The following is a 22,950-nucleotide window of genomic DNA, read 5'->3' on the forward strand; positions in this document are numbered from 1 at the left end:
GCTCGCTCCTACAAGGGTTACTGCGTCAGTTCGGGAAAAGGGTTAGCGAGTCGACACCGGGCGTTTTACCCAGACTGGCGACAGGTTGCTGCCGTTGCCGGTGACGTACAGCACGGCTGCCTCACCACGCTCCAGCGCGACCGGTTTTACGTCGCCGACTTTCTTGTCGCCTTCGTACAGCGCCAGGCTGACTTTCACCGGGTTGATTTCACGTTCGCCACGGCCTTTGGCGGCGACGTTCGGCACCACTTCGGTCTTGCCGTCGGCGGTCTTCAGGGTCAGCGGCTTGTCGCTGAGGTTCTGCACGCGTACCAGGGATTTCTGCTTGTTCTTGAACGGTGGTTCTTCGATCAGTTGTGGCGCGCCGGAAGCGTTGTTGACCAGGGTGTAGTAGTGGTCACCGGCGAGTTTCACTGGCAGGGTCTGGCTGCCGATCTTGGCGCTGTAGTCGCCGCCCGGCATGAAGCTGAAGTCACTGCTGGCCAGTGGCGCGATATCGCTCAGGCTGGTGCTGCCGACAGTGGCGCTGACTTCAGCGTTGCTGGCGTTGTAGACACGTACGAAGGTCGAGCCTTTCGGCGCGGTCGGGCCGTACAGTGCAGCATCGCCACCGGCGAAGGCTGGGACGGAAAGCACGCTGAGGCCAGCAACCAGTGCGAAGCTTTTAGCGAGACGACGAGGAGTAGTAGTGAAAGTCATGGTGTACCTCTCTTTCAGTTTTGCGCCCGATCGGGCGTCTCGGATTTAGTGTTGATGGCTACGTTTTGTTGGCGGGCGCCGGCTTGTTTGAGCTCTGCGACCCACTGTGGGTCGGCGTCGCCGATTTCGTTGTTCACAGGCAGATATCGTTCAGGAAACTCCCAGATCAGCACTTGTGGCGGGCTGTTCTTGAAGTCATCGCTTTTCAGGTAGCTGAGCATTGGCAGAATCGGGCCGTGGCCGTCTTCGGCGTAGTTGACGACGTCGCTGTGCAGCGCTTGCTTGAGCGCACCGACGAAGTTCCAGTTGGGGTTGGCGCTGTAGCTGGTGCCGATCAGTGCCACCGGTACTTCGCTGTTGGCGAACAGGGCGTCGTCACCGGCAGATTGCTCGGCGGCCACGGTGTTGCGTTTGAGCAGAGGCTCAGGCGCCGGCATCATGTTTTCGAACAGCGGATCGAGCGGCAGGAACAGACGCAGATCGCCCTTGTGCGTGACCTTCTCAGCTGGCGTGGTGACGAAGCGCTGTGGCTCGCCGCTCAGCGGGAATTTCTCGGCAATGGTTTTCGCCAGCGTATTGGCTGCGATTTCGGCGCCTTCCGGGGTCCAGTGGGTGTCGGTGCGCAGGAACACTTGCTCACCGTTCTGCTTGGCCTGTTGCAGCGGGCCGAGCAGGTCAGGGGCGAGGATCTTGTCGGCAGCGACACGGGCGTGGAAATCCTGATACAGGTTCTGGTGAATGCTCGCAGGCTTCACTTCACCCAGATGCTCCGGGTACAGACGCACCTTGGCCGGCACGATCGCCATCACCAGTTTCACGCCTTTCTCTTTCAGGGTCTGGCGCACGCCTTCGACCAGCGCGTAGTTGCCTTGCAGGTTCTGCTCTTCGTTGACGATCGGATTGAATTCCTCATCGCTGTACAACCACTGGTCGCGGCCGAGCACGACGCCCGGACGACCTTCGTTGAACAGTTTGAAATCCAGCGCGGCCCAGAGGTTGGTGCCCAGACGCTTGATCGGGAATTCATCGTCATAGTGGGTTTCCACAGCTTTGGTCCAGCGGCCGTTGAGCACCGTCGCATCGGCGTTGGTGCTGAAGCCGAAGAAGCTGCGAATCGACCACAGGCCCAGGACCAACAGCGTCACCAGGAACAGGGCGATGTAGAAGATGCGTAATGAGCGGGTCATGTCAGATCCCTCAGAACTGGAAGTAAAGGAACGGCGAGAAGCTTTGCGCCGAGAGTTTGAGAATCGAGGCGATGAACAGCAGCAGGATCAGCCCGCGCATCACGTAGCGCGACCAGTCCGCGGTCCAGTAGGCCGGTTGCACCTGGGCTTCGACGCCGACGGTGTAGCCAGGTTCATGGATGCTCGCAGGATTTTCACCAGGCGCTGCCTTGATCATTCCCGGGGTCGCAGTGGCAGGGCCATCGGCTTCGACGTTGACTTCAGGTTTGGTCTTGACTGGCGGCTGATTGGTGTACAGATCACGCAGGCCGAAGAACGCCAGGGTCACGTAAGCCACCACCAGGGTTGCCACTTGCAGGCCGGTCAGACTGGCCTGATTGAGTTCCGACAGCGACCAGTCACCGAAGCTGAACATTGCACCGTACATACGGCCGGCAACGTGCAGGTTCTCGGCACGGAAGATCACCCAGCCCATCACCACCAGCAGGAAGGTCAGTGCCCAGCGGATCGGATTGAGGCTGCGCGGCGAAGTGTTCAGGCCGAGCATTTTTTCGATCGCCAGCCACATGCCGTGCCAGGCGCCCCAGATGATGTAAGTGATGTTCGCGCCGTGCCACAGACCACCGAGCAGCATGGTCAGGAACAGGTTGCGATAAGTCATCAGCGTGCCTTTGCGGTTACCGCCGAGGGTGATGTACAGATAGTCACGCAGCCAGGTCGACAGGCTGATGTGCCAGCGGCGCCAGAACTCGGTGATCGATTGGCTGATGTACGGCTGCTTGAAGTTTTCCATGAAGCGGAAACCCATCATCAAGCCCAGGCCGATGGCCATGTCGCTGTAACCGGAAAAGTCGAAATACAGTTGCGCGGTGTACGCCAGCGCACCGAGCCAGGCGTCGCCCGTGGTCGGGTTCTGCAGGGCGAAGCAATGGTCGGCGACCACGGCGAGGGTGTCGGCGATGAAGACTTTCTTGATGAAACCCTGCATGAACCGCGTGCAGCCCTCGGAGAACTTGTCGAGAGTGTGCGTGCGGTTGTTGAACTGATCGGCGAGGTCGCGGAAACGCAGAACCGGGCCGGCAATCAGGTGCGGGAAGATCGCCACGAACGCTGCGAAGTCGATCAGGTTGCGCGTCGCCGGAGTGTCGCCACGGTACACGTCGATGATGTAGCTGATCGATTCGAAGATGTAGAACGAAATACCGATCGGCAGCAGTACGTGGGTGAGGATGAACGGCTCGAGACCGAACGAGGTCATGATCGCATTGATGCTGTCGACGCCGAAGTTGGCGTACTTGAAGTAGCCGAGGATGCACAGGTCCACCGCCACGCCGAGCAACAGCCAGCGCTGCGCCGGTTTGGTCCTGACGCCGGCGGCACCGACTTTAAGGCCGATCCAGTAGTTCCACAGCGTGACGCCGGCGAACAGTGCGAGGAAGTCCACTCGCCACCAGGCGTAGAACACGTAGCTGGCGATCAGCAGCAGCAGGTTGCGATAGCGTTGCCCGCTCAAGTAGTACAAGCCGAGAAAGATCGGCAAGAACAGAAACAGGAACACGTTGGATGAAAATACCATCCCGATCTCTCCATGTTTGAACCAACAGTCAAGGGCCAAAGCCCCCCCAAACCCCCCGTGGTAGTGGAGGGGTGACACAGTGTTTGCTTGAGGTCTGGGCTGGCCGTCAAACCACGCCCCTCACCCCCCGCCCTCTCCCGGAGGGAGAGGGAGCCTGATCTCCATGGTTTTCAAAAATGGAGATCGACTCGGTATTTCAGGTCGGCGAATTTCAGAAAAGCACCTCGTCAAGTTCCCTCTCCCTCCGGGAGAGGGTTAGGGTGAGGGGCTTTTGCTCTTCGCCTTTCAAGAACCCTTGTTGCCCTTTTCATGGGACGGGTCGTAGACCTTGGTCAGGTCGCCGCCAAGGCGGAAGGTCTTGAACGGCTGCATGCCGTGCTTCTTCTCGATCACATCCGGCGCGCAGGTGTAGAGCGTGCAGAACGGTTCGAGCCAGGCGAATTTCATGTCCTCTTTCAGGTCAGTCATGTCCTGCTTTTTGCCGTTCTTTTCTTCGAACTCGTCAGGGTCCTTCACACCGGCCAGCACACGATCACCGAGACGCTTCAGCGCGCCGTTGTTTTCCTGACGCAGATCGACACCGTTGACCTGAGCGAAACTGGCGATCATCGCCAGCGGCGGCAGGGCGTAGTTGTGATAGGCGAGGGCGCGTTGCTGGCGCTTGAGTTCGTTGGGCAGGAAGCCGTCGGCGTCGACTTGATTGACGCCGACCTTGTATTCCTTCACCGCCCAATCAAACAGGTCGCGGCGGTTGGTGGCGACGGCGGTGGCCATCACCGACCAGGCGGCCCAGTACGAGTGGTTGTTGGTTTTTTCCAACGGCAGGTTGTCCCAGTCGCTGACCACCTGATCGGCCATTTTGCTGAACCAGGCTTCGATCAGCTGCGCTTCCTGCTGATGCTGGGCCAACGGATGCGAGTCGGAAAACTTCAGGCGAATGTACGACGAGGCCATGCTGCCCAGCGCCCATTTGCGCATCGACTTGCCGGTGTGGTTGAAGTCTTTCGACATCAACGCATCGGCCTTGGCCCACGCGGTCAGCCAGTTGAGCGTGCATTCGAGCTGCTCCGGGCGACCGTCGCGCATGAACTGCATGACGCGTTTGGCGGTGCCGCGCTCCAGCGTGGTGATGTCTTTGGTGGTGTCGCGAAAGGCTTTTTCCGACTGCACGTTCAGCGTTGCGCGGGCCTTGTCCGAACCTTCGTATTTGCTGCGAAATTGCAGCGGTCCGGTGTACGGCGCCGGCATGGCATCGCAGCCATCGCTGTTGTCGCCGGTCTTGAATTTATCCACCGGAGCGAAGTAGCCCTGCGGTGGACGCAATGGCGCAGCGGCCTGGGTCGCCCCGGCGAACATCGCCAGGCTCAGGAGCGTCGGTGCCAACAGATTTTTCAGTTTCGGATTTCGCATAGCAGACCTCATTGCCCGAGCTGCGCGGTCTGTTGACCAGCGCCCGGGAATACGTTGCGTTTGCAGATTTTCGCTTCGACTTTTTGTGGCGCGGCGCCAGGTCCGGCTTCAGGACCCTGGACTTCGACCGCCAGCAGGTTTTGCGAGGCCCAGTCTTCGTCCGTGCGCAGCTCAAAGGCGAAACGACCGTCGGTGTCGGAGGTTTCCGGTTTCTCGATCTTGATGTCCTCGTGGCGACCGTTCATGTACCAGAGGGTGGCTTGCAGGGTTTTCACCGAGGTGTCGGCGAAGCGGATGTCGACCTGATGACTGGCGTTCTGCAGGTTCAGGTTCTTGCTGTTGACCAGCAGTTCTTGCTTGCTGCCCGGTTTCAGCGTGGTGCTGGCGGACATCTGTGCGTCTTTGCCTTCGCAACCGTTGTCGAGCAGCGCCATCATCTGGCGATAGATGGTTTCCTGGTCGAGGCGGTACAGCGGCGAGAATTCCCAGATGAGAATCTTCGGCGGGGTCTTCTGGAATTCTTCGCTGCCCAGGTACTGCAACATCGAACCTTCCAGACCGCCGCCGGGGAAGGCCACGTTGAGAATGTCGGCGCCGATGGCTTCTTCAAGGAAACCGGCGAAGTTGTAGTTCTTGCCGCTGTGCGACGTACCGACCAGAGTGATCTGCGGATTGCCGGAATCGCCGAACAGATCGCCGTCGCCTGCCTCGCCTTTCGGCTCGGTGGTGAACTGGTCCATGTACTGGATCGCGTAGCTGGTGCCACACAGTTGCCCGGCCATGTTGTGCAGGGTGCCGGTCTTGCCCATGCGCCCGGACTTCTTGGTCTCGAATTCACGCTTGGGAATGTCGGCGAAAGCCGGGATCTGCTTGACCTTTTCCGCCACGATTTTTGCCGTGCGCTGAGCGCCGTATGGCGTCCAGTGCTGGTCGCCACGGAAGTAGAAATCGTGGGCGGGCAGGGTGTCCGGCAACGATTCGTTGGTCAGCGGCGACAGGTCCGGCACCACGTAACCCATCTTGGCGAAACGACCGAGCATGGTCTTGTAGTTGCCCAAGGCTTTCTCGTAGTCGAACGCGGCTTTCTCCTGCGGGTTGAGCTTGTTGCGGTTCACCAGGCCTCGGGTCGGCTGGTAAACGATCACCAGTTCGACGCCTTTGCTCTTGAACGCATCGTGCAACTGTTGCAGGCGCTTGTAGCCGGCCGGCGTGGTGTTGAACTCGGTGCGCAGATCTTCCTGGGTACGGAACAGCCAGTCGCCCTGCGCCTGTACCAGGGTGGTGAAGTTCTGCTGATAACGCGTGGTGTAGTTTTTTGCGTCATGGGCCGCCGGGCACAAGTTGCAGCACGGCTCGGCGTTGAACTTCGGTGGCGTGACGCTTGCGCCTTCAGCGTCGGCGCGTGCGTTGCCGGCAGCAAGAATGCCGAGAGTCAGGGCCGAGAGGCTGAGCAGTTTGATCATGTGTGGGTGCATAAAAATTATCCTCAGTCCTGCAATTCGGTCTGGCGTTCGACAGGGTCGATCAGCACGGCTTTCTGCTGGCGCACCAGCAGGTCGAGAATTTCATCCTGGCGCTCGCCGAGGATGCCGTTGAAGCTGATGCCGCTGGACTTGGTCGGCGCCAGCATCGACACGCGATACAGCTCGACGCTCAGCGGCGAGTCGATCGACAGCGGGCCGCTGCCATTGGCCGCCAGTTCGCCGCCAACCACGATCAGCGACACCTGCGCGTCGAACGGGTCGAGCTTGATGTCACGGTCGGTGTCGGTCAGGTCCTTGATGTGGCCGTAGATACCGGTCAGGCCGTTGGTCATGGCGACGTTTTCGTAGAGGCGGATGTTCACGCTGTTACGAATACGGATGCCGTGACGGGTATTGCTGATGACCTTGTTGCCCCACAGCAGGTTGTCGGCGGACTCATAGAGCGTGATGCCGTCGGTGTGGTTCTTGTAGATCTCGTTGTAGGCAATGATGTTGTTGACGCTGTTACGGTCGATCACCAGGCCCGACAACTTGTTGTCGTAACTCTTGTTGTTGAAGATGAAGCTGTCGTTGACCTCACGGGAAATGATGATCCCGTGCTTCTTCTTCGTGCCGTGAACAGTGTTCTCGGCAATGATCAGACGGTGCGAGCGGTCATGCGGGTCGATGCCGTAGACGATGTTGTCTTTGTAGGTGTTGCCCTTGACCACGAAGTCGCGGGTTTCGTAGCAGTAGAAGCCGTACCACATGTCCGAGAACTCGGAGCCGACGATCCAGCCGGTCGGTTCCGGGCGCTTGAGGACCTTGGCCATGTTCGGCGTGTACTGGGAAATACTCACTCCGTACGACTTACTGTTGGCGTAACCGAAACTGGCCATCTTGCTGTTGACGATGTAGGTCTCGGTGCCGCCCCAGGCGAGCAGGAACGGACGGAATTCCTTCGGCGAACGGAAGGTTGCCGGGCCGTTGTCCTTTTCGCGCCAGCCGGTGACTTTGGTGTCACGCACGAACAACTGACCGTCGTTGATCAGGAACGAACCGGCCTCTTGCGACAGGCGCAATTCCTGGGTCTGACCGTCGATTTCGAGGATGCCTTTCTCGCCGACCACGATCGGCAATTTGGCCAGGTACACGCCCGGCGAGGTCTCGCTGAAATACTGCTTGGGCAGTTTTTTCGCCAGATCCTTGAGGTTCATGTAGCCGTCGTCGATGAAGATCGCCTGCGGGATGCCGTGCTGACGCACAACCCATTCGGCCATCTTGTTATCGCCGCCGATGAAATCCTTCAGGGCGTTTTCCTGCATCATCCGGCGCACGCTGATCTTGCCCGGTTTGCTGCGCACGATTTTCGCCGCAGCGGCCTCGGCGGTGAAGCCGGACAGGTCGGGCAGTTTCGGCTTGGCCAGTTGCAGCGCCTCGGTCGGCGCGCTGCTGACGGTGTAGGTCTTGGCCTGTTGCAATTCCTTGGCCACGGTCGCAGGTTTCGCCGGTTCAACATTGGCGAAGGCGCCGGCGCTGGCCAGCAGCATCGCGCCGGCCAGCAGGCTGAGTGAGCCTGTTCTGGTGCTGATCATGTCGGGCACTCCCTTGGCGGTTTGCATCAGAAGCGCCAGATCACGTCAATGAATGCGCGGTGCATGTAGGAATCAACCTGGCTGCCGTAGGCATCGCCCGGTTTGAACACACCGCCACGGAAACGCACCAGTGCCGAAGGCTCGTCGATCGACTGGCTCAACGCCGCCGGCAACAGGCCTTGCTTGAAGTACTTGGTGACGACCAGGTCCATTTCCTGACCCAGGTCCTTGTTGCCATCTTCAAGCGGCAGCGAGGTGCTGGAGAGGATCGCGCCGGTGACGTCGTCGGTGTTGTTTTCCACCGCGTTGATGCCGTTGCTGCCGACCGGCTTGTTGCCGTCGACACGCCAGAACTTGTGGTAGATCAGGCTGGCGTCGTACTCGTCGTTGACCATCCACGAACCGAACAGGGTGGCGGTCTGCATGTTGTTCATTTCGCCACGGAACGCTTCGCCGAAACGGTGCACGCGCGAGCGGGTACCGGTGTAGTTGGAGCGGTTGCTCTCCAGACCGTTCTGTTCGTAATCGGCACTGGCGCGGGCGTAGGCACCGCCGACTTGCCATTGCGGATCGAGGCGCAGGCGCACGCCGACATCGGCGGCCCAGCCGCTGATGTCATCGCTGCGCTTGGCTTGTGTCGGGCGCGTGCCATCGGCGTTCAGCGCGTTGACCGTATCGCGGTCGCCGCTCATGCCGGTGATGCTGCCCCAGTAGTTGACGGTGTTGGTGTTGCGCCAGTTGTAGGCGTCGCTGTCGGCAGTCAGGCCGATCCAGCTGATGTCGCCGTTCTCGGTCTTGTCCAGCGAGTCACGCGGGACGCCCGGCTCGGCGTAATCGAGTTTGCCGTCGTCGTGAGTGTGGTGACCGCGAATGCCGACCCACTGGCCCGGTGTCCACTGGTAAGCGGCGTCGGCGTAGGCGTGCAGGCGATCCTTGTCTTTCGGTGCCAGCTCTTTGAGGTCGGTGCGGTATTCGCTGAAACGCTCGGCCACACCGGCATTGGCGCGCAGCAGAGTGGTGTCGAAGGTCCAGTTCAGCGCTTCGATGTTGGTGTCGCGCCATTGGCCGTCGTCATTGCGCAGACGCTGGCGACCGAACTTGAGGATCTCGCCAGGGTACGGCGTGAAGCCGCTGTAGCCGACCCAGAACTCGCGCATCGCCAGGTAGTTTTTCTTGGTTTCGCGATCGCCGCTGTCGGTGGTCTGTTCACCGTCGGACTGCTGCAGGGTGTCGGTCTCGATGATGTCGGTGGAGGTCACCGCCTGGCCCATCGCGTAGGCGCTCCACGCGCCGCTTTCGCCGTAGATCCACGGACGCAGGTCCAGGCCGACGCCGTTGACGTCGCCGCCACCGGCAGTGCCGAGGTCACGGTCGTCTTCGGACTGACCGGTGAGTTTCACTTCCAGACCGAAGTTCTTGCTTTCAGTCATCGCAGCCAGTGTCGGGCAAGACCAGATCAGCGCGAAGGTGAGGCCAATACCGGCCTTCACGAATGGGTTCAGCTTCATAGTTTTTCCTCGCCGTCTTCTTCTTGCAGGGCGTGCAGTTGCAGCGTGTTCGAGTTCAGGGCGCCACGGCTGGCCTGTTCCTGTTGCAACAGGCGGCGGGCTTCGGGCAGGCGCTCGGGCGGCAATTGCGCCTCGAGGGTCGCTGCCAGTTCATCGGCTTGCGGGGTGTTCTGCGCCTTGGCCAGTTGGCTGAATACGTAGGCGTTCAGCGGATCGGGCTTGGTGCCCTTGCCTTGGGAAAACAGCTGGGCGATGGCGAAGTCGGCACTGTTCTGACCGTTGCGCGCAGCGGTCAGCAGGTGGTCGAGGGCCTTCTGCGGATAGACCTTGCCGAGGTAGCCACGGCGATAGATCTGGCCGAGGTAGTAGTCGGCGGCCACTTCGCGGCCAACGGCTTTCTGGAAGTGTTCCTCGGCGACTTTGGCGTCGGCCGGAACCATTTTGCCTTCGTAGTAGACCTTGCCCAGCAACAGTTCGGCGCGCGGCTGATCGGCGGCGCGGCCATTGTCCAGGTACTTCATCATCTGGTCGACGTCGCCCAGTTCGGGGAAGTCGTAAAGCAATTGGGCGAGGGTGACCCACGACGCCGGGTAGCCCGGAGCGATCGGCTCGAGCAGCGCCTGGGCAGTTTTTTCGTCGGTCTTGCCCAGGGTCGAATCGGCCAGCACGCGGGCCACGGAATCGACTCGCTGCGCGGTGACGGTGCCACGGCTGTAACCAGCCTGCATCTGCTTGATCAGTTCGGCCTGTTGCTCCGCCTGGCCACGTTTCTGGTAGACGGTAGCCAGTTCGACATAGCAGATGTCGGTGGTATTGATTGCGGCCTTGCAGATCTTTTCCACGTCATCCAGGTGCTGGTCGTAAGTGCCCTGGGTGCGATACAGCAGCACCTGCGCCAGACCGGCTTCCGGGTAGCCCGACTTGCGCCACTGATCGATCTGCTGCTGGGCGTTGATGTTCGGGAAGCTGTGCGGGTATTGCAGGTACAGCATCGCCAGCGGGATCAACGTATTGCCTTCGCCATTGGCGGCGGCTTTTTTCAGCAGGGTTTCGGCTTCGTGGTGCTCGGCTTCGGTGGAGCCCGGCTTGGCCACCAGCAGACGACCCAGACGTGCCTGGGCACGCGGCGAAACGCTCGCCGCTGCGCGATAGGTCGCTTCGGCCTGTTTCATCTGCGCCGGGTCACGGCTGTCGACCTGGATATCGGCCAGACCGACTTGCGCCTCGCTGTAACCCAGATCGGCCAGTTGCTGGTAATTCTGCGCGGCGGTGGCGGTGTCGCCACGCTTGAGCGCTTCGTTGGCCAAACGCTGATCGGGCAGCCCGGCGCAACCGGCCAGACTCACTGCCAATGCCAGGGCACACACCGTTCCCTTGTAGGAGTGAGCCTGCTCGCGATGCAAGCGACTCGGTACATCAGACAAACCGCGGCGATCCCATCGCGAGCAGGCTCGCTCCCACAGGGTCGGCGGTGTGTTCAAGTTATGCGTAGTCACAGGCATGTCCTCGACTTAAAGACCGGCAGCCATGGCTTTGTCGATCAGCCAGTTCAGGTTCGGGCCACGGTCGCTGTTCACTTCCACCGGGCGGCCGGCGAGGCTGCTGTCGAGCGGCTCGTCTGGCTGGATCTGCACGCGGATGTCGGAGGACAGGTCGGCGCTCTTCAGGCTGGTGCTGCTGACGATCTTGCCGGTGCGGGTCTTGTCTTCGCCGGCGATCTGGAAGCTGACTGGCGTACCCGGACGCACGTCGCCGAACTGGCGATAGGAGAAGCGTGCTTCAACGTTGGCCTGGGTGTTGCGCGGCACCAACTGGAAGATCACGTCGCCCTTGCTCGCGTACTGACCGTCAGCCACCAGTTGCTGGGCCACGGTGCAGTCGCACGGCGAAGTCAGGGTGCCGGTCATTTGCTTGCCGAACAATTCTTCAACCTTGGCCGGGGCCAGTTGATCTTCGGCCAGATGGCCCTTGAGCACGTCGAGCATGCTGGTGCTGAAGGTCGCCAGCGGTGCGCCTTTGGCAGCGACGCCGTCGGACTTGACCAGACTTTGCACGGTGCCGTCGCGCGGCATGGTGATGTTCATCCCCGGCACGCTGACCAGACCGGCCTGCGCATGGCTGACGAAGTACATGCCGTACACCGACTTGAAGATGAAACCGGCAGCGACCAGGCCGACAGCGAAAATACCGGCGCTGAAGGTCACGGCTTTCAGACGGCCGAACGGGGTCATGCCGGTATCGTCGGTCTTGTTCTTGCGCGCCTTGGTGAAGTTGTCGCGCTGCAGGGTCGCCAGCACTTCGCCGATGCTGACGATGTCGCCGGCCAGGTGCGAAGTGATCAAGTGGCGCAGGGTGGAAATGTCCTGCGGTTCGAGGTTCTGGAACTGGCAGCCGGCACGGCCGGTGGCGCGATCAAAGGAGCGCACCTGCAGTTCAACGTCCATGGCCAGGCCGAGGTTGTCGATGACGAATTGCAGACGCGCCTTGTACACCTCGCCGATGGTCAGCGGCATCTGCCCGGCGTTGAACGCCAGACCGCCAGCGGACAGATCGAGGACCCGCGCTTCGAGCGGAGTCCGGTCAGGGCCGAAGAAACGCAGCTTGGCCGGGATTTTCACGCGAGCGTGCTGGCGCTGGGCTTCGGATTCATGCACTACGTTGACGTTGACGGCGGTATTCATAGGGGCGATTTCCTTGTTAATTCAATAGGAGCGGGTCAGACCATCATCAGCAGCACGGCGACAAAAATGCTGCCGGCGGAGAAGGTCATGGTCCGAGACGACCAGGTGTTGAACCAACGTTGAAAGCTGGCGAGATCACGGGTCAGGGATGTGGGCTGGCGAGTCCAGGATTGTTGGTCGAGGCGGAAGAACACGTAGATCTTCACCAGGGCGCCAACGATCTGGTTGTAATACAGAATCGCCGGGTAAGCAGGGCCGATGCGGTGGCCGGAACACGACAGCAACAGCGTCAGGATCAGGCGGGTGATGCCGATCCACAGCAGGTACACGAGGATGAACGCGGTGCCGTATTTGAAGCTGGCGATCAGTGCCACGGTCAGACCGAGCAGCGAGGTCCACATCGACACGCGCTGGTCGAACAGCACCACCGAGGTGAACACGCCGAGGCGACGGATACCCAGGCCCAGTGCGCGCGAGTTCTGGCGCAGGTTGTTGCCGTACCAGCGGAACATCAGCTTGCGGCTGGCCTTGATGAAGCTCTTTTCCGGCGGGTGCTCAACGGTGTTGATCGCGGCGTCCGGCACGTAGAAGGTGTCGTAACCCAGGCGCATCAGGCTGAACCAGCTCGACTTGTCGTCACCGGTCAGGAACTTGAAACGCCCCAGACGCCAGTGTTGCAGCGAGTCGCTTTCAACGTCGGCGATGAATTCCGGATTGGTCACCACGGAGGCTTTGAACACCGACATCCGACCGGTCATGGTCAGCACGCGCTTGGACAGGGCCATCGAGCACATGTTGATGTGGCGCTGGGCGAAACGCAGCTTGTGCCATTCGCTCATGATGTAGCCGCCGCGCACTTCGCAGAACTCGTTGGTGGTCAGGCCGCCGACATTGCCGAACAGCTGGAACCACGGCACGGTCTTGCGCACGACGCCTTCGCCGAGCACGGTGTCGCCGTCGATCACGGCCACCACGGCACGGTCGTCCGGCAGGTGACGGGAGATCGCGCGGAATCCGAACGCCAGACCATCGCGCTTGCCGGTACCGGGAATGCGTACGAAGTCGAGCTTGACTCGCTCCGGCGGATTCATCCGCGCCCACAGCGCCTTGACCAGCAACTCGTCGGACATTTCCACGATCGAGCAGACAATGGTGGTCGGCAGTTCGCAGTCGATGGCTTCGCGGATCACCGAGCTGTAGACCTGCGCGGTTGTCAGCGCGTCAATACGGAAGCTGGTGACCATCAGAAACACATGCGACGGGTCGGCCGCTTTACCCAGCTTGCGTACTTTGCGACGCAGGTGCGGGTAAACGATGTAGAGAAAAATCATGCCGCGCACAAAGTGCGTTGCACCCATCGAGTAGCGCCAGATACCCACGGCGCCAATCAGGAAAATGAAGTCCTTCGACTCGGAGTCGAATGTGGACGTGGGCAGCATCAAGGCCAGGCCCATCAGCAGACTGAGATAAAAAAGCCAGCCGGCTGATTGCAGAAAAAAATGTTTGAGCTTGGTCATAACCGTCATCCGAAGGTGATGGAGGCTTCAAGCCGCAAGCGTGTTGCTTTTGCTTGCGGCTTGAAGCTTGAGGCTTGCCTTACCAGCAAATGCCTTCGGTGCGGCTACCGGCGCTGGTGGCTTTGGACATGAAGCCCACCAGGTCGATGACTTGCTTGCCTTGCGGCGCTTCGTGGGCCAGCGAACGGAATTTCTCGTCGCGGTTACCGAGGATGATCACGTCGGAGTTGTTGATCACCGAATCGAAGTCCGAGTTGAGCAGGGACGACACGTGCGGAATCTTCGATTCGATGTAGTCCTTGTTCGCACCGTGGACGCGGGCGTACTCGACGTTGCTGTCGTAGATGCTCAGGTCGTAGCCCTTGCCGATCAGCATTTCCGCCAGTTCGACCAGCGGGCTTTCGCGCAGGTCGTCGGTGCCTGCCTTGAAGCTCAGACCGAGCAGGGCGACTTTGCGTTTGTCATGGCTTTCAACGATGTCGAAAGCGTTCTGCACTTGCGATTCGTTGCTGCGCATCAGCGAGTTGAGCAGCGGTGCTTCGACGTCCAGGGAGCCGGCGCGGTAGGTCAGCGCACGTACGTCCTTGGGCAGGCACGAACCGCCGAAAGCGAAGCCCGGGCGCATGTAGTACTGGGACAGGTTGAGTGTCTTGTCCTGGCAGACCACGTCCATCACTTCACGGCCATCGACGCCGACCGCTTTGGCGATGTTGCCGATCTCGTTGGCGAAGGTCACTTTGGTGGCGTGCCAGACGTTGCAGGTGTACTTGATCATCTCGGCAACGGCGATGTCCTTGCGGATGATCGGTGCGTCGAGTTCTTCGTACAGCGATTGCAGAACGTCGCCCGAGGCGGTGTCGAACTCGCCGATGACGGTCATCGGTGGGTGATCGTAGTCGGCGATGGCGGTGGATTCACGCAGGAATTCCGGGTTGACCGCTACGCCGAAATCGACGCCAGCTTTCTTGCCCGAGCAGTCTTCGAGAATCGGGATTACCACGTTGGCCACGGTGCCTGGCAGCACGGTGCTGCGTACGACGATGGTGTGACGGGTGGTTTTTTCACGCAGGACAAAACCGATCTCGCGGCACACGGCCTCGATGTAGTTCAGTTCCAGGTCGCCGTTCTTTTTGCTTGGCGTGCCGACGCAGATCATCGACAGGTCAGTATCACGAATCGCCTCGGCGAAGTTGGTCGTACCGCGCAGACGAGCGGTCTGGACGCCCTGTTGCAGAAGTTCGCCCAGGCCCGGTTCAACGATTGGCGATTTGCCGGCGTTAATCATGTCGATCTTGTCTTTGGCAACGTCGACGCCAACTACGTCATGGCCCCGTGCAGACAGGCAACCGGCACATACTGCGCCAACGTAACCCAAACCAAATATGCTGATGCGCATCGCAATTACCTCTGTATATATCTGGCCTTAGATGGCCGGAGTTAATGGTGTTCAGCGGTCACTAGTGCACTCGAAAGTGCGGCTTACAGGCGCCACAATGCCGTGTGCAGGCATACAAAGTTCCGAGTGTCTAATAAATGCACTCAAGAAGTGCGCAACTAGGCCTTGTTGTTATGACTTGCCCTGTTATGCAGCCGATCTTCCGTGCGGGAAGACTCTTGTGCAGTTATGTAGCCTGCTCGACGTCGGGTAGGGGGCCCGTAAATCAAGCAGTTAGGTGCTCAGGCGAGCACGTTTATAGGGGCGCGGCCTTGGCCTTAGTAGGGGATATTAATGGTGCGTATCTCCTGTCCTTCGATTGTTTTGAGACTCGTTAGTCACTCAGGCAAGTTGGTGTGACAACTTGGTTACATGGCTATCAGCTCTGCGTAAGTTATCTCGTACAAACTCGGCGAGAATCGTTACCGGTGGTATGAGCAACGCATTTGGACATAGTTCCAGCCCGCTCATCGTGCCACCCGAAATTTTTTGAAATATTGACCAAGATGGCACTGAGAGCAAATTGATAGCACTAGCGACTTGGGCCTTTATTGATCGGGGTGAAAACGGCGTCGATAGTTTTGTGCCACTACGGGTAAAAAATTTAGGTGCCACTACTGAAAAAAAACTTGAGTGTCGAGTGAAACTAAAATTAGAAAACAGGTCGTGGTTTTATTGGCGCCATGAAATTGGCGATATGCTGCGGGGGGATTTTGACTTCGGGCGGACTGCACGACTCCCAGAGAAAAGAGTCGTGCAAAGGGCATGCTTTATTCCGGGGCGTGGTCGCGTAAAAACACCAGATTGTCGGGTTTCGATTGCTCGGCGCTGTAGCGATAACCCTGCACATCGAACTGCTTGAGCTGAGCCGGGTCGTTGATGCGTTCCTGAATCACAAAACGGCTCATCAGGCCGCGCGCTTTCTTCGCGTAGAAACTGATGATTTTGTACTGGCCGTTCTTCTGGTCCTTGAACTCGGTGTTGATGATCCGCGCCTTCAGAGCGTTGCGCTTGACCGCGGAAAAGTACTCGTTTGATGCAAGGTTGAGCAGCACGTCATCGCCTTGCTCGGCCAGCGCCTCATTCAGCCATTCGCTGATGCGCGTGCCCCAGAACGCATACAGATCCTTGCCACGGGCGTTGGCCAGTTTGGTGCCCATCTCCAGACGATACGGTTGCATCAGGTCGAGCGGGCGCAGCAGGCCATAAAGGCCGGAGAGCATGCGCAAGTGCTTTTGCGCGTAATCGAATTGCGCCTCGCTGAAGGACTGAGCGTCGAGGCCGGTATAGACGTCACCCTTGAATGCGAGCAGGGCCTGCTTGGCGTTCTCTGGGGTAAAGGCTGGCGTCCAGCTGCCGAATCGCGCGGCGTTGAGGCCACCGATCTTGTCGGACACGTGCATCAATTCGCTGATCTGCGCCGGGCTCAGCTCGCGCAGCTGCTGGATCAACTCCTGGGAATGGTCGAGGTATTGCGGCTGGGTGAAGCGCTGGGTCGCCGGCGGTGTTTCGTAGTCGAGGGTCTTGGCGGGGGAAATCACCATCAGCATGAAGTCGTCTCCTTTAATCGTGGGGGCGATTCTAGGGGGTTGTCCTTGTTGACTCCAGCTATGAGCGTGATAGGTGATCGGTGGTGTCATGGAACAAGATCGCAGCCTTCGGCAGCTCCTACAGATTGCGCTCGAGATGAAACCGCAATGAATTCAATGGGGACAGGTAGGAGCTGCCGAAGGCTGCGATCTTTTGATCTTTGTTTTGATCCACCCGCGATATAGTGCCGCGCGGGTTTTGTTATGGAGGCATCCCTTTGCGCATTGTTCTTTTATTCACCGCGTGGCTGCTGAGCTACGCGGCCTTGGCGGCGCCCGGCGATGCGGCGACGCTGGACCGCACGACCTGGCCGGAGCAGTTGAGCAATCCGACCTTGTTCGACGTCGCGTCTCGGGCGGAAATCCTCATGTTCGCTCGCGGCCTGCTCGGCACCGAATCCATCGACGAGGCGGCACTCGCCCAGCGCCTGGGCCTGCGCACGGTCAATATCGATGCGATCAATCAGTTGCGCCAGCGTCTCTGGCAGCGCTTGCTGACCAATTACAATCACGCCCAGCAAAGCTGCGATCAGGACGCCTCGTTCTGCTTCCTCGTCGAAGACCTGCCGACTCTGCGCGAGCAGGCCGCCAAGTTCGTGGTCAGCGACGACAGTTATTACACCAAATGGGCCGAGCCGAGCCGGATCTTCCATTTGCAGTATCTGGACGAGCTGATGCGCAAGGCCGCGCTGTCGCCGCAAACCAGCAATGAATTCGATCGTTTCGGTGACTACGAGCGTAACGGCGAAGACATGCACGACCGGCTGTTTCTGCTGACTTTCGACAGCGCCGCCAACCTGCAACCGGACAACACCGACTGGCTGACCGAATATCTGCGCAAATCGAATCTGAGCGGAACATTTTTCGTCTTGGGCAAGGATATCCAGGCGCGGCTCGCCGGCCGTTCGGTCAGCAGCCTGCAAGCGAGCTTCTCCCGGCAGTGCGTTGGCGTGCAGGGCTGGGAATTCCGCTTCCACAGCCATTGGCAGGACTGGCAGGATTCGGTACGGCGCAGCGCCGATCTGGTGAAGAACAAACTGCCGGAAAACTTCGTGCCGCTGTTCCGTCCGCCGGATGGCCAGCGCCGCAGCGACGCGCAAGGTTTCTTCAATACCCAGGGCCTGCAAGTGGCGCTGTGGGACATCGATGCCCAGGACGGTGCCGGCAAGCTCAAGGGCCCGGCCAGCGCGCAGCGGGTGTTGACCCTGATGCTGTTGTGGCGTCACGGGGTGATCAATTTCAACATGAAACAGGACGCTGTGAAGACTTCGTTGCCGTGGCTGATTACCCAGACTGCGCAGAGCGGTATCGGTTGGGAAGACTGCCAGGACGCGTTTCGTTGAGAAACTAAACAAAGCCCGGAAACATTGGGCTTGGGGTGATTTTTGACGGGAATTCGATGCAGGGGGACTTCCGACTTTAGCGGTGTCTGGGGAGTCCGCCAAGGCCTTTTCGTCACTCTGCAAAATAAACTTAAAAAAACCGTCAAAGTACTTTTTTATGTCATCGGTTTTGGAGTATTACGAAGACAGACCGCCGAAACCTGCAACACAGGTGGCGTCTTCCCAGACTCCTATTGTGTGCAGTTCATCCAGGCCCTCGTGGATGAATTCGGCAGTCACCTCGAGGCGCAGCACTGTCACGGTATTGCGTCGAATGGCTCCCACATAGGTGACCGAGTATGGATGATCACGGACGCAGCCCTTCCTCCAACCAGCCAATCCTGTATGTACTCGATACCAACGTATTGATTCACGATCCAAATGCCCTGCTGAATTTCGAAGAACACCACGTCGCCATCCCGATGACCGTGCTGGAAGAGCTGGACAAGCTCAAGAGCGGCCATCACAGCGTGGCCGCCGAATGCCGCCAGGCGATCCGCCTGATCGACAAGACCCTGGGCGACGCGTCTCCCGAAGACGTTGAGCTCGGTGTGCCGATCCAGCGTGGCAAGGGCGGGCCGAAGGGCTTGCTGTCAATTCTGATGAGCAAGCAGGCCGAGTCGAATCTGATTCTGCCCGAGCACCTGAACGACAACAAAATCATCAACCAACTGATCGATCTGCACACTCGCGATCCGCAGAAACCGGTGGTGCTGGTCACCAAAGACATCAACATGCGCCTCAAGGCGCGCGCCTGCGGCATCGACGCCGAGGACTACAGCACCGACCAATTGGTCGATGACGTGTCCCTGCTGCCCAATGGCTACCACAACATGACCGGCTCCTTCTGGGACCGCGTGAGCAAGGTCGAAACCCGCCAGGACCATGGCCGCACCTGGCACCAGGTGCAGTTGATCGACAACCTGCCAGCAGTGCATATCAACGAATTCATTATCGACGAGCAGGGCTTTGTCGGCTGGATCAAGGAAATCCAGGAAGACAAACTGCTGATCCTCGACCTGCATCAGGAACCGCTGCTGCATCAGGAGGCGTGGGGGCTGAAGCCGCGCGACATCTATCAGAGTCTGGCGCTGTACGCGTTGCTTGATCCGGACATTCATCTGGTCAACCTGTCCGGCGCCGCCGGTTCGGGTAAAACCATCCTGGCGCTGGCCGCTGCGATCGAGCAGACCATGGTCAGCAAGCGCTACCGCCGCATCATCGCCACCCGCAGCGTGCAGGGCCTGGATCAGGAAATCGGTTTCCTGCCCGGCACCGAAGCGGAAAAAATGGAGCCTTGGCTGGGCGCCATCACCGACAACCTCGAAGCCTTGCACATGGATGACGAGAACACCCATGGCAGCGTCGACTACATCCTCAGCAAAGTGCCGTTGCAGTTCAAATCGCTCAACTACATTCGCGGTCGCAGCTTCCAGCAGAGCCTGATCCTGATCGACGAATGCCAGAACCTCACGCCGCACCAGATGAAGACCATCATCACCCGTGCCGGCGCCGGTTCCAAAGTGGTGTGCCTGGGTAACCTCGCACAGATCGATACCCCTTACCTGTCCGCGACCAGCTCCGGGCTGACCTACCTGACCGAACGCTTCAAGGATTTCCCCAACGGTGTGCACATCACCCTGCAAGGGGTGCCTCGCTCGATCCTGGCCGAATACGCCGAATCGCATTTGTAATCCTTCACCGAAAACCGGGCGGCCAGTCGGCCGCCCGTTTTTATGGCCTATGCAAATCAAAATGTAGGAGTGAGCCTGCTCGCGATAGCGGTCGATCAGTCGACATCAATGTTGAATACCAGACCGCTATCGCGAGCAGGCTCACTCCTACAGGTGATAGCGGTGATTTCATAATCAGTGATGCGGATATCTGACCCACAGGTTTACAATCCACGCTCCTGATCAGGAGTAATCCCGTGCTGACTCATCTCGATTCCCAAGGTCGCGCCAACATGGTCGACGTCACTGAAAAAGCCGTGACGTTCCGTGAAGCGACGGCTCAAGCGCTGGTGCGCATGCTCCCTGAAACCCTGCAGATGATCGTCAGCGGCGGCCATCCCAAAGGTGATGTGTTCGCCGTGGCACGCATTGCCGGGATTCAGGCAGCGAAGAAAACCAGCGATCTGATTCCGCTGTGCCACCCGCTGATGCTGACGGGCGTCAAAGTCGAACTCAGCGCCGAAGGCAAAGACAGCGTGCGCATCGTCGCCCGCTGCAAGTTGTCCGGACAGACCGGCGTCGAAATGGAGGCGCTGACCGCCGCCAGTGTCGCCGCCCTGACCATCTATGACATGTGCAAAGCCGTCGATCGTGGCATGACCATCGAAAGCGTGCGTCTGCTGGAAAAAGTCGGCGGCAAGAGCGGCCATTTCCAAGCGGAGCCGGCATGAAACTGACCGTGAAGTTTTTTGCCCGTTACCGCGAGGCGCTGGGCGTGGATTCAGTCGTGGTTGAAGGCGATTTCGCCAGCGTCGATGACGTTCGCGCATTGTTGGCGCAACGTGATGGCGCTGAGGTGTTGAGCGAGCAGAACCTGATGTGCGCACGCAACGAGGATCTTTGTCAGCTTGACGAGCCAGTGACCGATGGCGACGAAGTGGCGTTTTTTCCAACTGTGACCGGGGGCTGAACATGGCGATTCGCGTGCAGGCCATGCCGTTCGATCCGGGCGCTGAAGTCAATGCGATGCACGCGGCCAATGTGGGCGTCGGTGCGGTGGTGAGCTTTGTCGGTTACGTGCGCGACTTCAACGACGGGCTCGACGTCGCGGGGATGTTTCTCGAGCACTACCCGGGCATGACCGAAAAAGCCCTCGGCAAGATCGCTGTCGAAGCGCAGCAGCGCTGGCCGCTGCTGAAACTGGAAGTGCTGCACCGCATCGGCGCTCTGGAGCCGGGCGAGCCGATCGTCTTCGTCGGCGCCGCCAGCGCCCATCGCCAGGCCGCGTTCGATGCCTGCGCGTTCGTCATGGACTACCTGAAAACCCGCGCGCCGTTCTGGAAGAAAGAAAACACCAGCGATGGGCCCCGTTGGGTTGAGGGGCGGGACAGTGATCATGCGGCTGCGGATCGCTGGAAGAAGTAAGTTCTGTATTGCCCTCAAATTCGCTATCGCGAGCAGGCTCGCTCCCACAGTTGAAATGCGTTCCCCTGTGGGAGCGAGCCTGCTCGCGAAGGCGTCATCTGCAACACCGAAATCCTCCCTCTCTACCCGATTGACGATTTGTACCTGAGAGTCCAGTATGGATTTACAAGTACAAAAAAGCTTCTGTCTTGCAGCTAATAGCTTGCCGCTTGTAGCTGCTTTCTTGCCAAACCAACAACAACTTCGCGAGAGAACGAACATGAAGAAACTCCCCCTCATCACCGGACTGGCCCTCAGCCTGTTGGCCTCCGCCAGCGTCTTCGCCGCCGAGAAAACCCTGCGCATCGGCATCGAAGCGGCCTATCCGCCGTTCGCGTCGAAAACCGACAAGGGTGAAATCGTCGGTTTCGACTACGACATCGGCAATGCCTTGTGTGCGCAGATGAAGGTCAAGTGTGTGTGGGTCGAAGGTGAGTTCGACGGGCTGATTCCTTCGCTGAAAGTGAAGAAGATCGACATGGCGCTGTCGTCGATGACCATCAACGAAGATCGCAAGAAGTCAGTGGATTTCAGTCATAAGTACTACTTCACATCCTCGCGCCTGGTGATGAAGGAAGGCGCCAGCGTCGATGATCAGTACGCCAGCCTCAAAGGCAAGAATGTCGGCGTGCAGCGCGCGACCACCACCGATCGTTACGCCACCGAAGTGTTCGAACCCAAGGGCATCAACGTCAAGCGCTACAGCAATAACGAAGAAATCTACATGGACCTGGCGGCGGGGCGCCTCGATGCGATTTTCGCCGACACCATTCCGCTCAATGACTTCCTGTCGATGCCCCGCGGCAAGGGTTATGCGTTTGTCGGTCCGGAGTTGAAGGATCCCAAGTATGTCGGTGAAGGCGCGGGGATTGCGGTGCGCAAGGGCAATGCCGAGCTGGTCAGCCAGTTGAACAGCGCCATCGACGGGATTCGCGCGAGTGGCGAGTATCAGAAGATTTCCCAGAAGTATTTCCAGACCGACATCTACGGCGACTGATAAAAAGATCGCAGCCTTCGGCAGCTCCTACATGGGAATGCGTTCTCCTGTAGGAGCTGCCGAAGGCTGCGATCTTTTGCTTTTCAGCCCTTCAATTCCTTCAAATGCTTGTACACCGTAGCCCGGCCCATGTTCAGCACATTGGCCACGTAGTTCGAGGCGCTTTTGCCCTTGAACGCGCCCTCGGCGTGCAGCGCCAGCACCAGTTCGCGTTTGTGATCACGGGTCAGCAGATTCAGGCTCAACTGCCGCTCGCGCAGCCACGCGTGGAGGAAGGTGTTGATGCGTTCCTGCCAGTCGTCACGGAACAGTGAATCCGGTTGCGGAATCAGTTTGCTCGGCGACAGAAACAGGTCGAGCGCCGCTTTGGCGTTCTCGAACAGGGAAATATTCAGATTGATGCACAGCACTGCGAGCGGTCGATCTTCACTGTCGCGCAGCACAGTGCTCAGGCTGCGAATCTTCTGACCGTCCCAGTTGAGCTTTTCGTACGGGCCGATGTTTCTTTCGCTGACCTCCTCGCTGAGCATGTCTTCCAGCGAGGAGTCGTCGCCGATCTCACGCTTGGACAGGTTATTGGCGATGTAGTCGACCTTCTGCGTGCGCAGGTCGTGCAGCACCACCTCGGCATGGGGAAAGAACAGCGTGGCGATGGCATCGGCGATGGCGCGGAAGTTATCCAGCGCCGGGTCGAATTCGGGGGCGGTCATGACAGTGGAGCTCCAGGCAGCGTCAGCGCCCCATGTGCCGGGGCGCTGCGAGTGTGCCGCAATC

General features: G+C 59.4%; 19 protein-coding genes. 6 read left to right on the forward strand and 13 right to left on the reverse strand.

Features of this window, described 5'->3' with window-relative positions:
- Nucleotides 1-42: 42 nt before the first annotated feature.
- The 12 genes from LIS66_RS04670 to yaaA form a co-directional block, all read right to left on the reverse strand.
- Nucleotides 43-699, reverse strand: a complete 657-nt coding sequence (locus LIS66_RS04670; protein ID WP_042607696.1) for an alginate O-acetyltransferase AlgF — start codon at nucleotides 697-699, stop codon at nucleotides 43-45.
- A gap of 14 nt (nucleotides 700-713) precedes the next feature.
- Entirely contained in the window at nucleotides 714-1,886 is a 1,173-nt protein-coding gene (locus tag LIS66_RS04675) for an alginate O-acetyltransferase (protein WP_227973726.1), read from the reverse strand.
- A 10-nt stretch (nucleotides 1,887-1,896) separates the two neighbouring features.
- On the reverse strand, nucleotides 1,897-3,462 hold the full coding sequence (locus tag LIS66_RS04680; protein WP_227973727.1) for an MBOAT family O-acyltransferase: 1,566 nt from the start codon (nucleotides 3,460-3,462) through the stop codon (nucleotides 1,897-1,899).
- Between the two features lie 285 nt (nucleotides 3,463-3,747).
- Entirely contained in the window at nucleotides 3,748-4,872 is a 1,125-nt protein-coding gene (locus tag LIS66_RS04685) for a mannuronate-specific alginate lyase (RefSeq protein WP_064364419.1), read from the reverse strand.
- A gap of 8 nt (nucleotides 4,873-4,880) precedes the next feature.
- On the reverse strand, nucleotides 4,881-6,347 hold the full coding sequence (locus tag LIS66_RS04690; protein ID WP_227973728.1) for an alginate O-acetyltransferase: 1,467 nt from the start codon (nucleotides 6,345-6,347) through the stop codon (nucleotides 4,881-4,883).
- Nucleotides 6,348-6,358: 11 nt separating this feature from the next.
- On the reverse strand, nucleotides 6,359-7,930 hold the full coding sequence (gene algG, locus LIS66_RS04695) for a mannuronan 5-epimerase AlgG (RefSeq protein ID WP_064364545.1): 1,572 nt from the start codon (nucleotides 7,928-7,930) through the stop codon (nucleotides 6,359-6,361).
- A 26-nt stretch (nucleotides 7,931-7,956) separates the two neighbouring features.
- Nucleotides 7,957-9,438, reverse strand: coding sequence for an alginate export family protein (locus LIS66_RS04700; protein ID WP_042607701.1), 1,482 nt, complete (start codon nucleotides 9,436-9,438; stop codon nucleotides 7,957-7,959).
- Nucleotides 9,435-10,940 (reverse strand): alginate biosynthesis TPR repeat lipoprotein AlgK, encoded by a 1,506-nt coding sequence (algK, locus tag LIS66_RS04705; RefSeq protein WP_173867379.1) that lies wholly within the window; start codon nucleotides 10,938-10,940, stop codon nucleotides 9,435-9,437. Before algK ends, LIS66_RS04700 begins: the two co-directional genes overlap by 4 nt.
- Before the next feature lie 9 nt (nucleotides 10,941-10,949).
- Nucleotides 10,950-12,119 carry an alginate biosynthesis protein Alg44 gene (locus tag LIS66_RS04710; protein ID WP_042607703.1) on the reverse strand — a complete coding sequence of 390 codons (1,170 nt, stop codon included), beginning with the start codon at nucleotides 12,117-12,119 and terminating at the stop codon, nucleotides 10,950-10,952.
- 35 nt (nucleotides 12,120-12,154) lie between these two features.
- Entirely contained in the window at nucleotides 12,155-13,636 is a 1,482-nt protein-coding gene (gene alg8, locus LIS66_RS04715) for a mannuronan synthase (RefSeq protein WP_161806094.1), read from the reverse strand.
- 79 nt (nucleotides 13,637-13,715) lie between these two features.
- Nucleotides 13,716-15,032, reverse strand: a complete 1,317-nt coding sequence (locus tag LIS66_RS04720) for a nucleotide sugar dehydrogenase (protein WP_042607705.1) — start codon at nucleotides 15,030-15,032, stop codon at nucleotides 13,716-13,718.
- 809 nt (nucleotides 15,033-15,841) lie between these two features.
- On the reverse strand, nucleotides 15,842-16,621 hold the full coding sequence (gene yaaA, locus LIS66_RS04725) for a peroxide stress protein YaaA (RefSeq protein WP_227973729.1): 780 nt from the start codon (nucleotides 16,619-16,621) through the stop codon (nucleotides 15,842-15,844).
- A gap of 257 nt (nucleotides 16,622-16,878) precedes the next feature.
- On the opposite strand from yaaA, the gene LIS66_RS04730 reads away from it, so the two are divergent.
- The 6 genes from LIS66_RS04730 (at nucleotide 16,879) to LIS66_RS04755 (ending at nucleotide 22,176) form a co-directional block, all read left to right on the forward strand.
- The gene (locus LIS66_RS04730; protein ID WP_227973730.1) at nucleotides 16,879-18,003 is read left to right on the forward strand and encodes a polysaccharide deacetylase family protein; all 1,125 of its coding nucleotides are present in this window, start codon (nucleotides 16,879-16,881) and stop codon (nucleotides 18,001-18,003) included.
- A 338-nt stretch (nucleotides 18,004-18,341) separates the two neighbouring features.
- Complete coding sequence (locus tag LIS66_RS04735; protein WP_042607708.1) at nucleotides 18,342-19,736, forward strand: PhoH family protein; 1,395 nt, start codon at nucleotides 18,342-18,344, stop codon at nucleotides 19,734-19,736.
- A 236-nt stretch (nucleotides 19,737-19,972) separates the two neighbouring features.
- Nucleotides 19,973-20,446, forward strand: a complete 474-nt coding sequence (moaC, locus tag LIS66_RS04740) for a cyclic pyranopterin monophosphate synthase MoaC (RefSeq protein WP_227973731.1) — start codon at nucleotides 19,973-19,975, stop codon at nucleotides 20,444-20,446.
- Nucleotides 20,443-20,685, forward strand: coding sequence for a MoaD/ThiS family protein (locus LIS66_RS04745; RefSeq protein WP_042607710.1), 243 nt, complete (start codon nucleotides 20,443-20,445; stop codon nucleotides 20,683-20,685). Before moaC ends, LIS66_RS04745 begins: the two co-directional genes overlap by 4 nt.
- 2 nt (nucleotides 20,686-20,687) lie before the next feature.
- A complete protein-coding gene (moaE, locus tag LIS66_RS04750; RefSeq protein ID WP_123418165.1) occupies nucleotides 20,688-21,140 on the forward strand; it encodes a molybdopterin synthase catalytic subunit MoaE in 453 nt (150 codons plus the stop codon).
- A 259-nt stretch (nucleotides 21,141-21,399) separates the two neighbouring features.
- Nucleotides 21,400-22,176: an ABC transporter substrate-binding protein gene (locus tag LIS66_RS04755; RefSeq protein ID WP_042607712.1), complete on the forward strand. Its 777-nt coding sequence runs from the start codon at nucleotides 21,400-21,402 to the stop codon at nucleotides 22,174-22,176.
- An 83-nt stretch (nucleotides 22,177-22,259) separates the two neighbouring features.
- Here LIS66_RS04755 and LIS66_RS04760 read toward each other — a convergent pair whose 3' ends face one another.
- Nucleotides 22,260-22,886 carry a helix-turn-helix transcriptional regulator gene (locus LIS66_RS04760; RefSeq protein ID WP_042607713.1) on the reverse strand — a complete coding sequence of 209 codons (627 nt, stop codon included), beginning with the start codon at nucleotides 22,884-22,886 and terminating at the stop codon, nucleotides 22,260-22,262.
- Between the last annotated feature and the right edge of the window lie 64 nt (nucleotides 22,887-22,950).

The sequence above is a fragment of the Pseudomonas sp. HN2 genome (assembly GCF_020736465.1).
Classification (GTDB): Bacteria; Pseudomonadota; Gammaproteobacteria; order Pseudomonadales; family Pseudomonadaceae; genus Aquipseudomonas; species Aquipseudomonas moraviensis_A.

Bases quoted from the DNA above. Each gene is read 5' to 3' on its own strand.
- LIS66_RS04670 (WP_042607696.1), bottom strand. From the start codon at position 699: ATGACTTTCACTACTACTCCTCGTCGTCTCGCTAAAAGCTTCGCACTG.
- LIS66_RS04675 (WP_227973726.1), bottom strand. From the start codon at position 1,886: ATGACCCGCTCATTACGCATCTTCTACATCGCCCTGTTCCTGGTGACG.
- LIS66_RS04680 (WP_227973727.1), bottom strand. From the start codon at position 3,462: ATGGTATTTTCATCCAACGTGTTCCTGTTTCTGTTCTTGCCGATCTTT.
- LIS66_RS04685 (WP_064364419.1), bottom strand. From the start codon at position 4,872: ATGCGAAATCCGAAACTGAAAAATCTGTTGGCACCGACGCTCCTGAGC.
- LIS66_RS04690 (WP_227973728.1), bottom strand. From the start codon at position 6,347: ATGCACCCACACATGATCAAACTGCTCAGCCTCTCGGCCCTGACTCTC.
- algG (WP_064364545.1), bottom strand. From the start codon at position 7,930: ATGATCAGCACCAGAACAGGCTCACTCAGCCTGCTGGCCGGCGCGATG.
- LIS66_RS04700 (WP_042607701.1), bottom strand. From the start codon at position 9,438: ATGAAGCTGAACCCATTCGTGAAGGCCGGTATTGGCCTCACCTTCGCG.
- algK (WP_173867379.1), bottom strand. From the start codon at position 10,940: ATGCCTGTGACTACGCATAACTTGAACACACCGCCGACCCTGTGGGAG.
- LIS66_RS04710 (WP_042607703.1), bottom strand. From the start codon at position 12,119: ATGAATACCGCCGTCAACGTCAACGTAGTGCATGAATCCGAAGCCCAG.
- alg8 (WP_161806094.1), bottom strand. From the start codon at position 13,636: ATGACCAAGCTCAAACATTTTTTTCTGCAATCAGCCGGCTGGCTTTTT.
- LIS66_RS04720 (WP_042607705.1), bottom strand. From the start codon at position 15,032: ATGCGCATCAGCATATTTGGTTTGGGTTACGTTGGCGCAGTATGTGCC.
- yaaA (WP_227973729.1), bottom strand. From the start codon at position 16,621: ATGCTGATGGTGATTTCCCCCGCCAAGACCCTCGACTACGAAACACCG.
- LIS66_RS04735 (WP_042607708.1), top strand. From the start codon at position 18,342: ATGGATGATCACGGACGCAGCCCTTCCTCCAACCAGCCAATCCTGTAT.
- LIS66_RS04745 (WP_042607710.1), top strand. From the start codon at position 20,443: ATGAAACTGACCGTGAAGTTTTTTGCCCGTTACCGCGAGGCGCTGGGC.
- moaE (WP_123418165.1), top strand. From the start codon at position 20,688: ATGGCGATTCGCGTGCAGGCCATGCCGTTCGATCCGGGCGCTGAAGTC.
- LIS66_RS04755 (WP_042607712.1), top strand. From the start codon at position 21,400: ATGAAGAAACTCCCCCTCATCACCGGACTGGCCCTCAGCCTGTTGGCC.
- LIS66_RS04760 (WP_042607713.1), bottom strand. From the start codon at position 22,886: ATGACCGCCCCCGAATTCGACCCGGCGCTGGATAACTTCCGCGCCATC.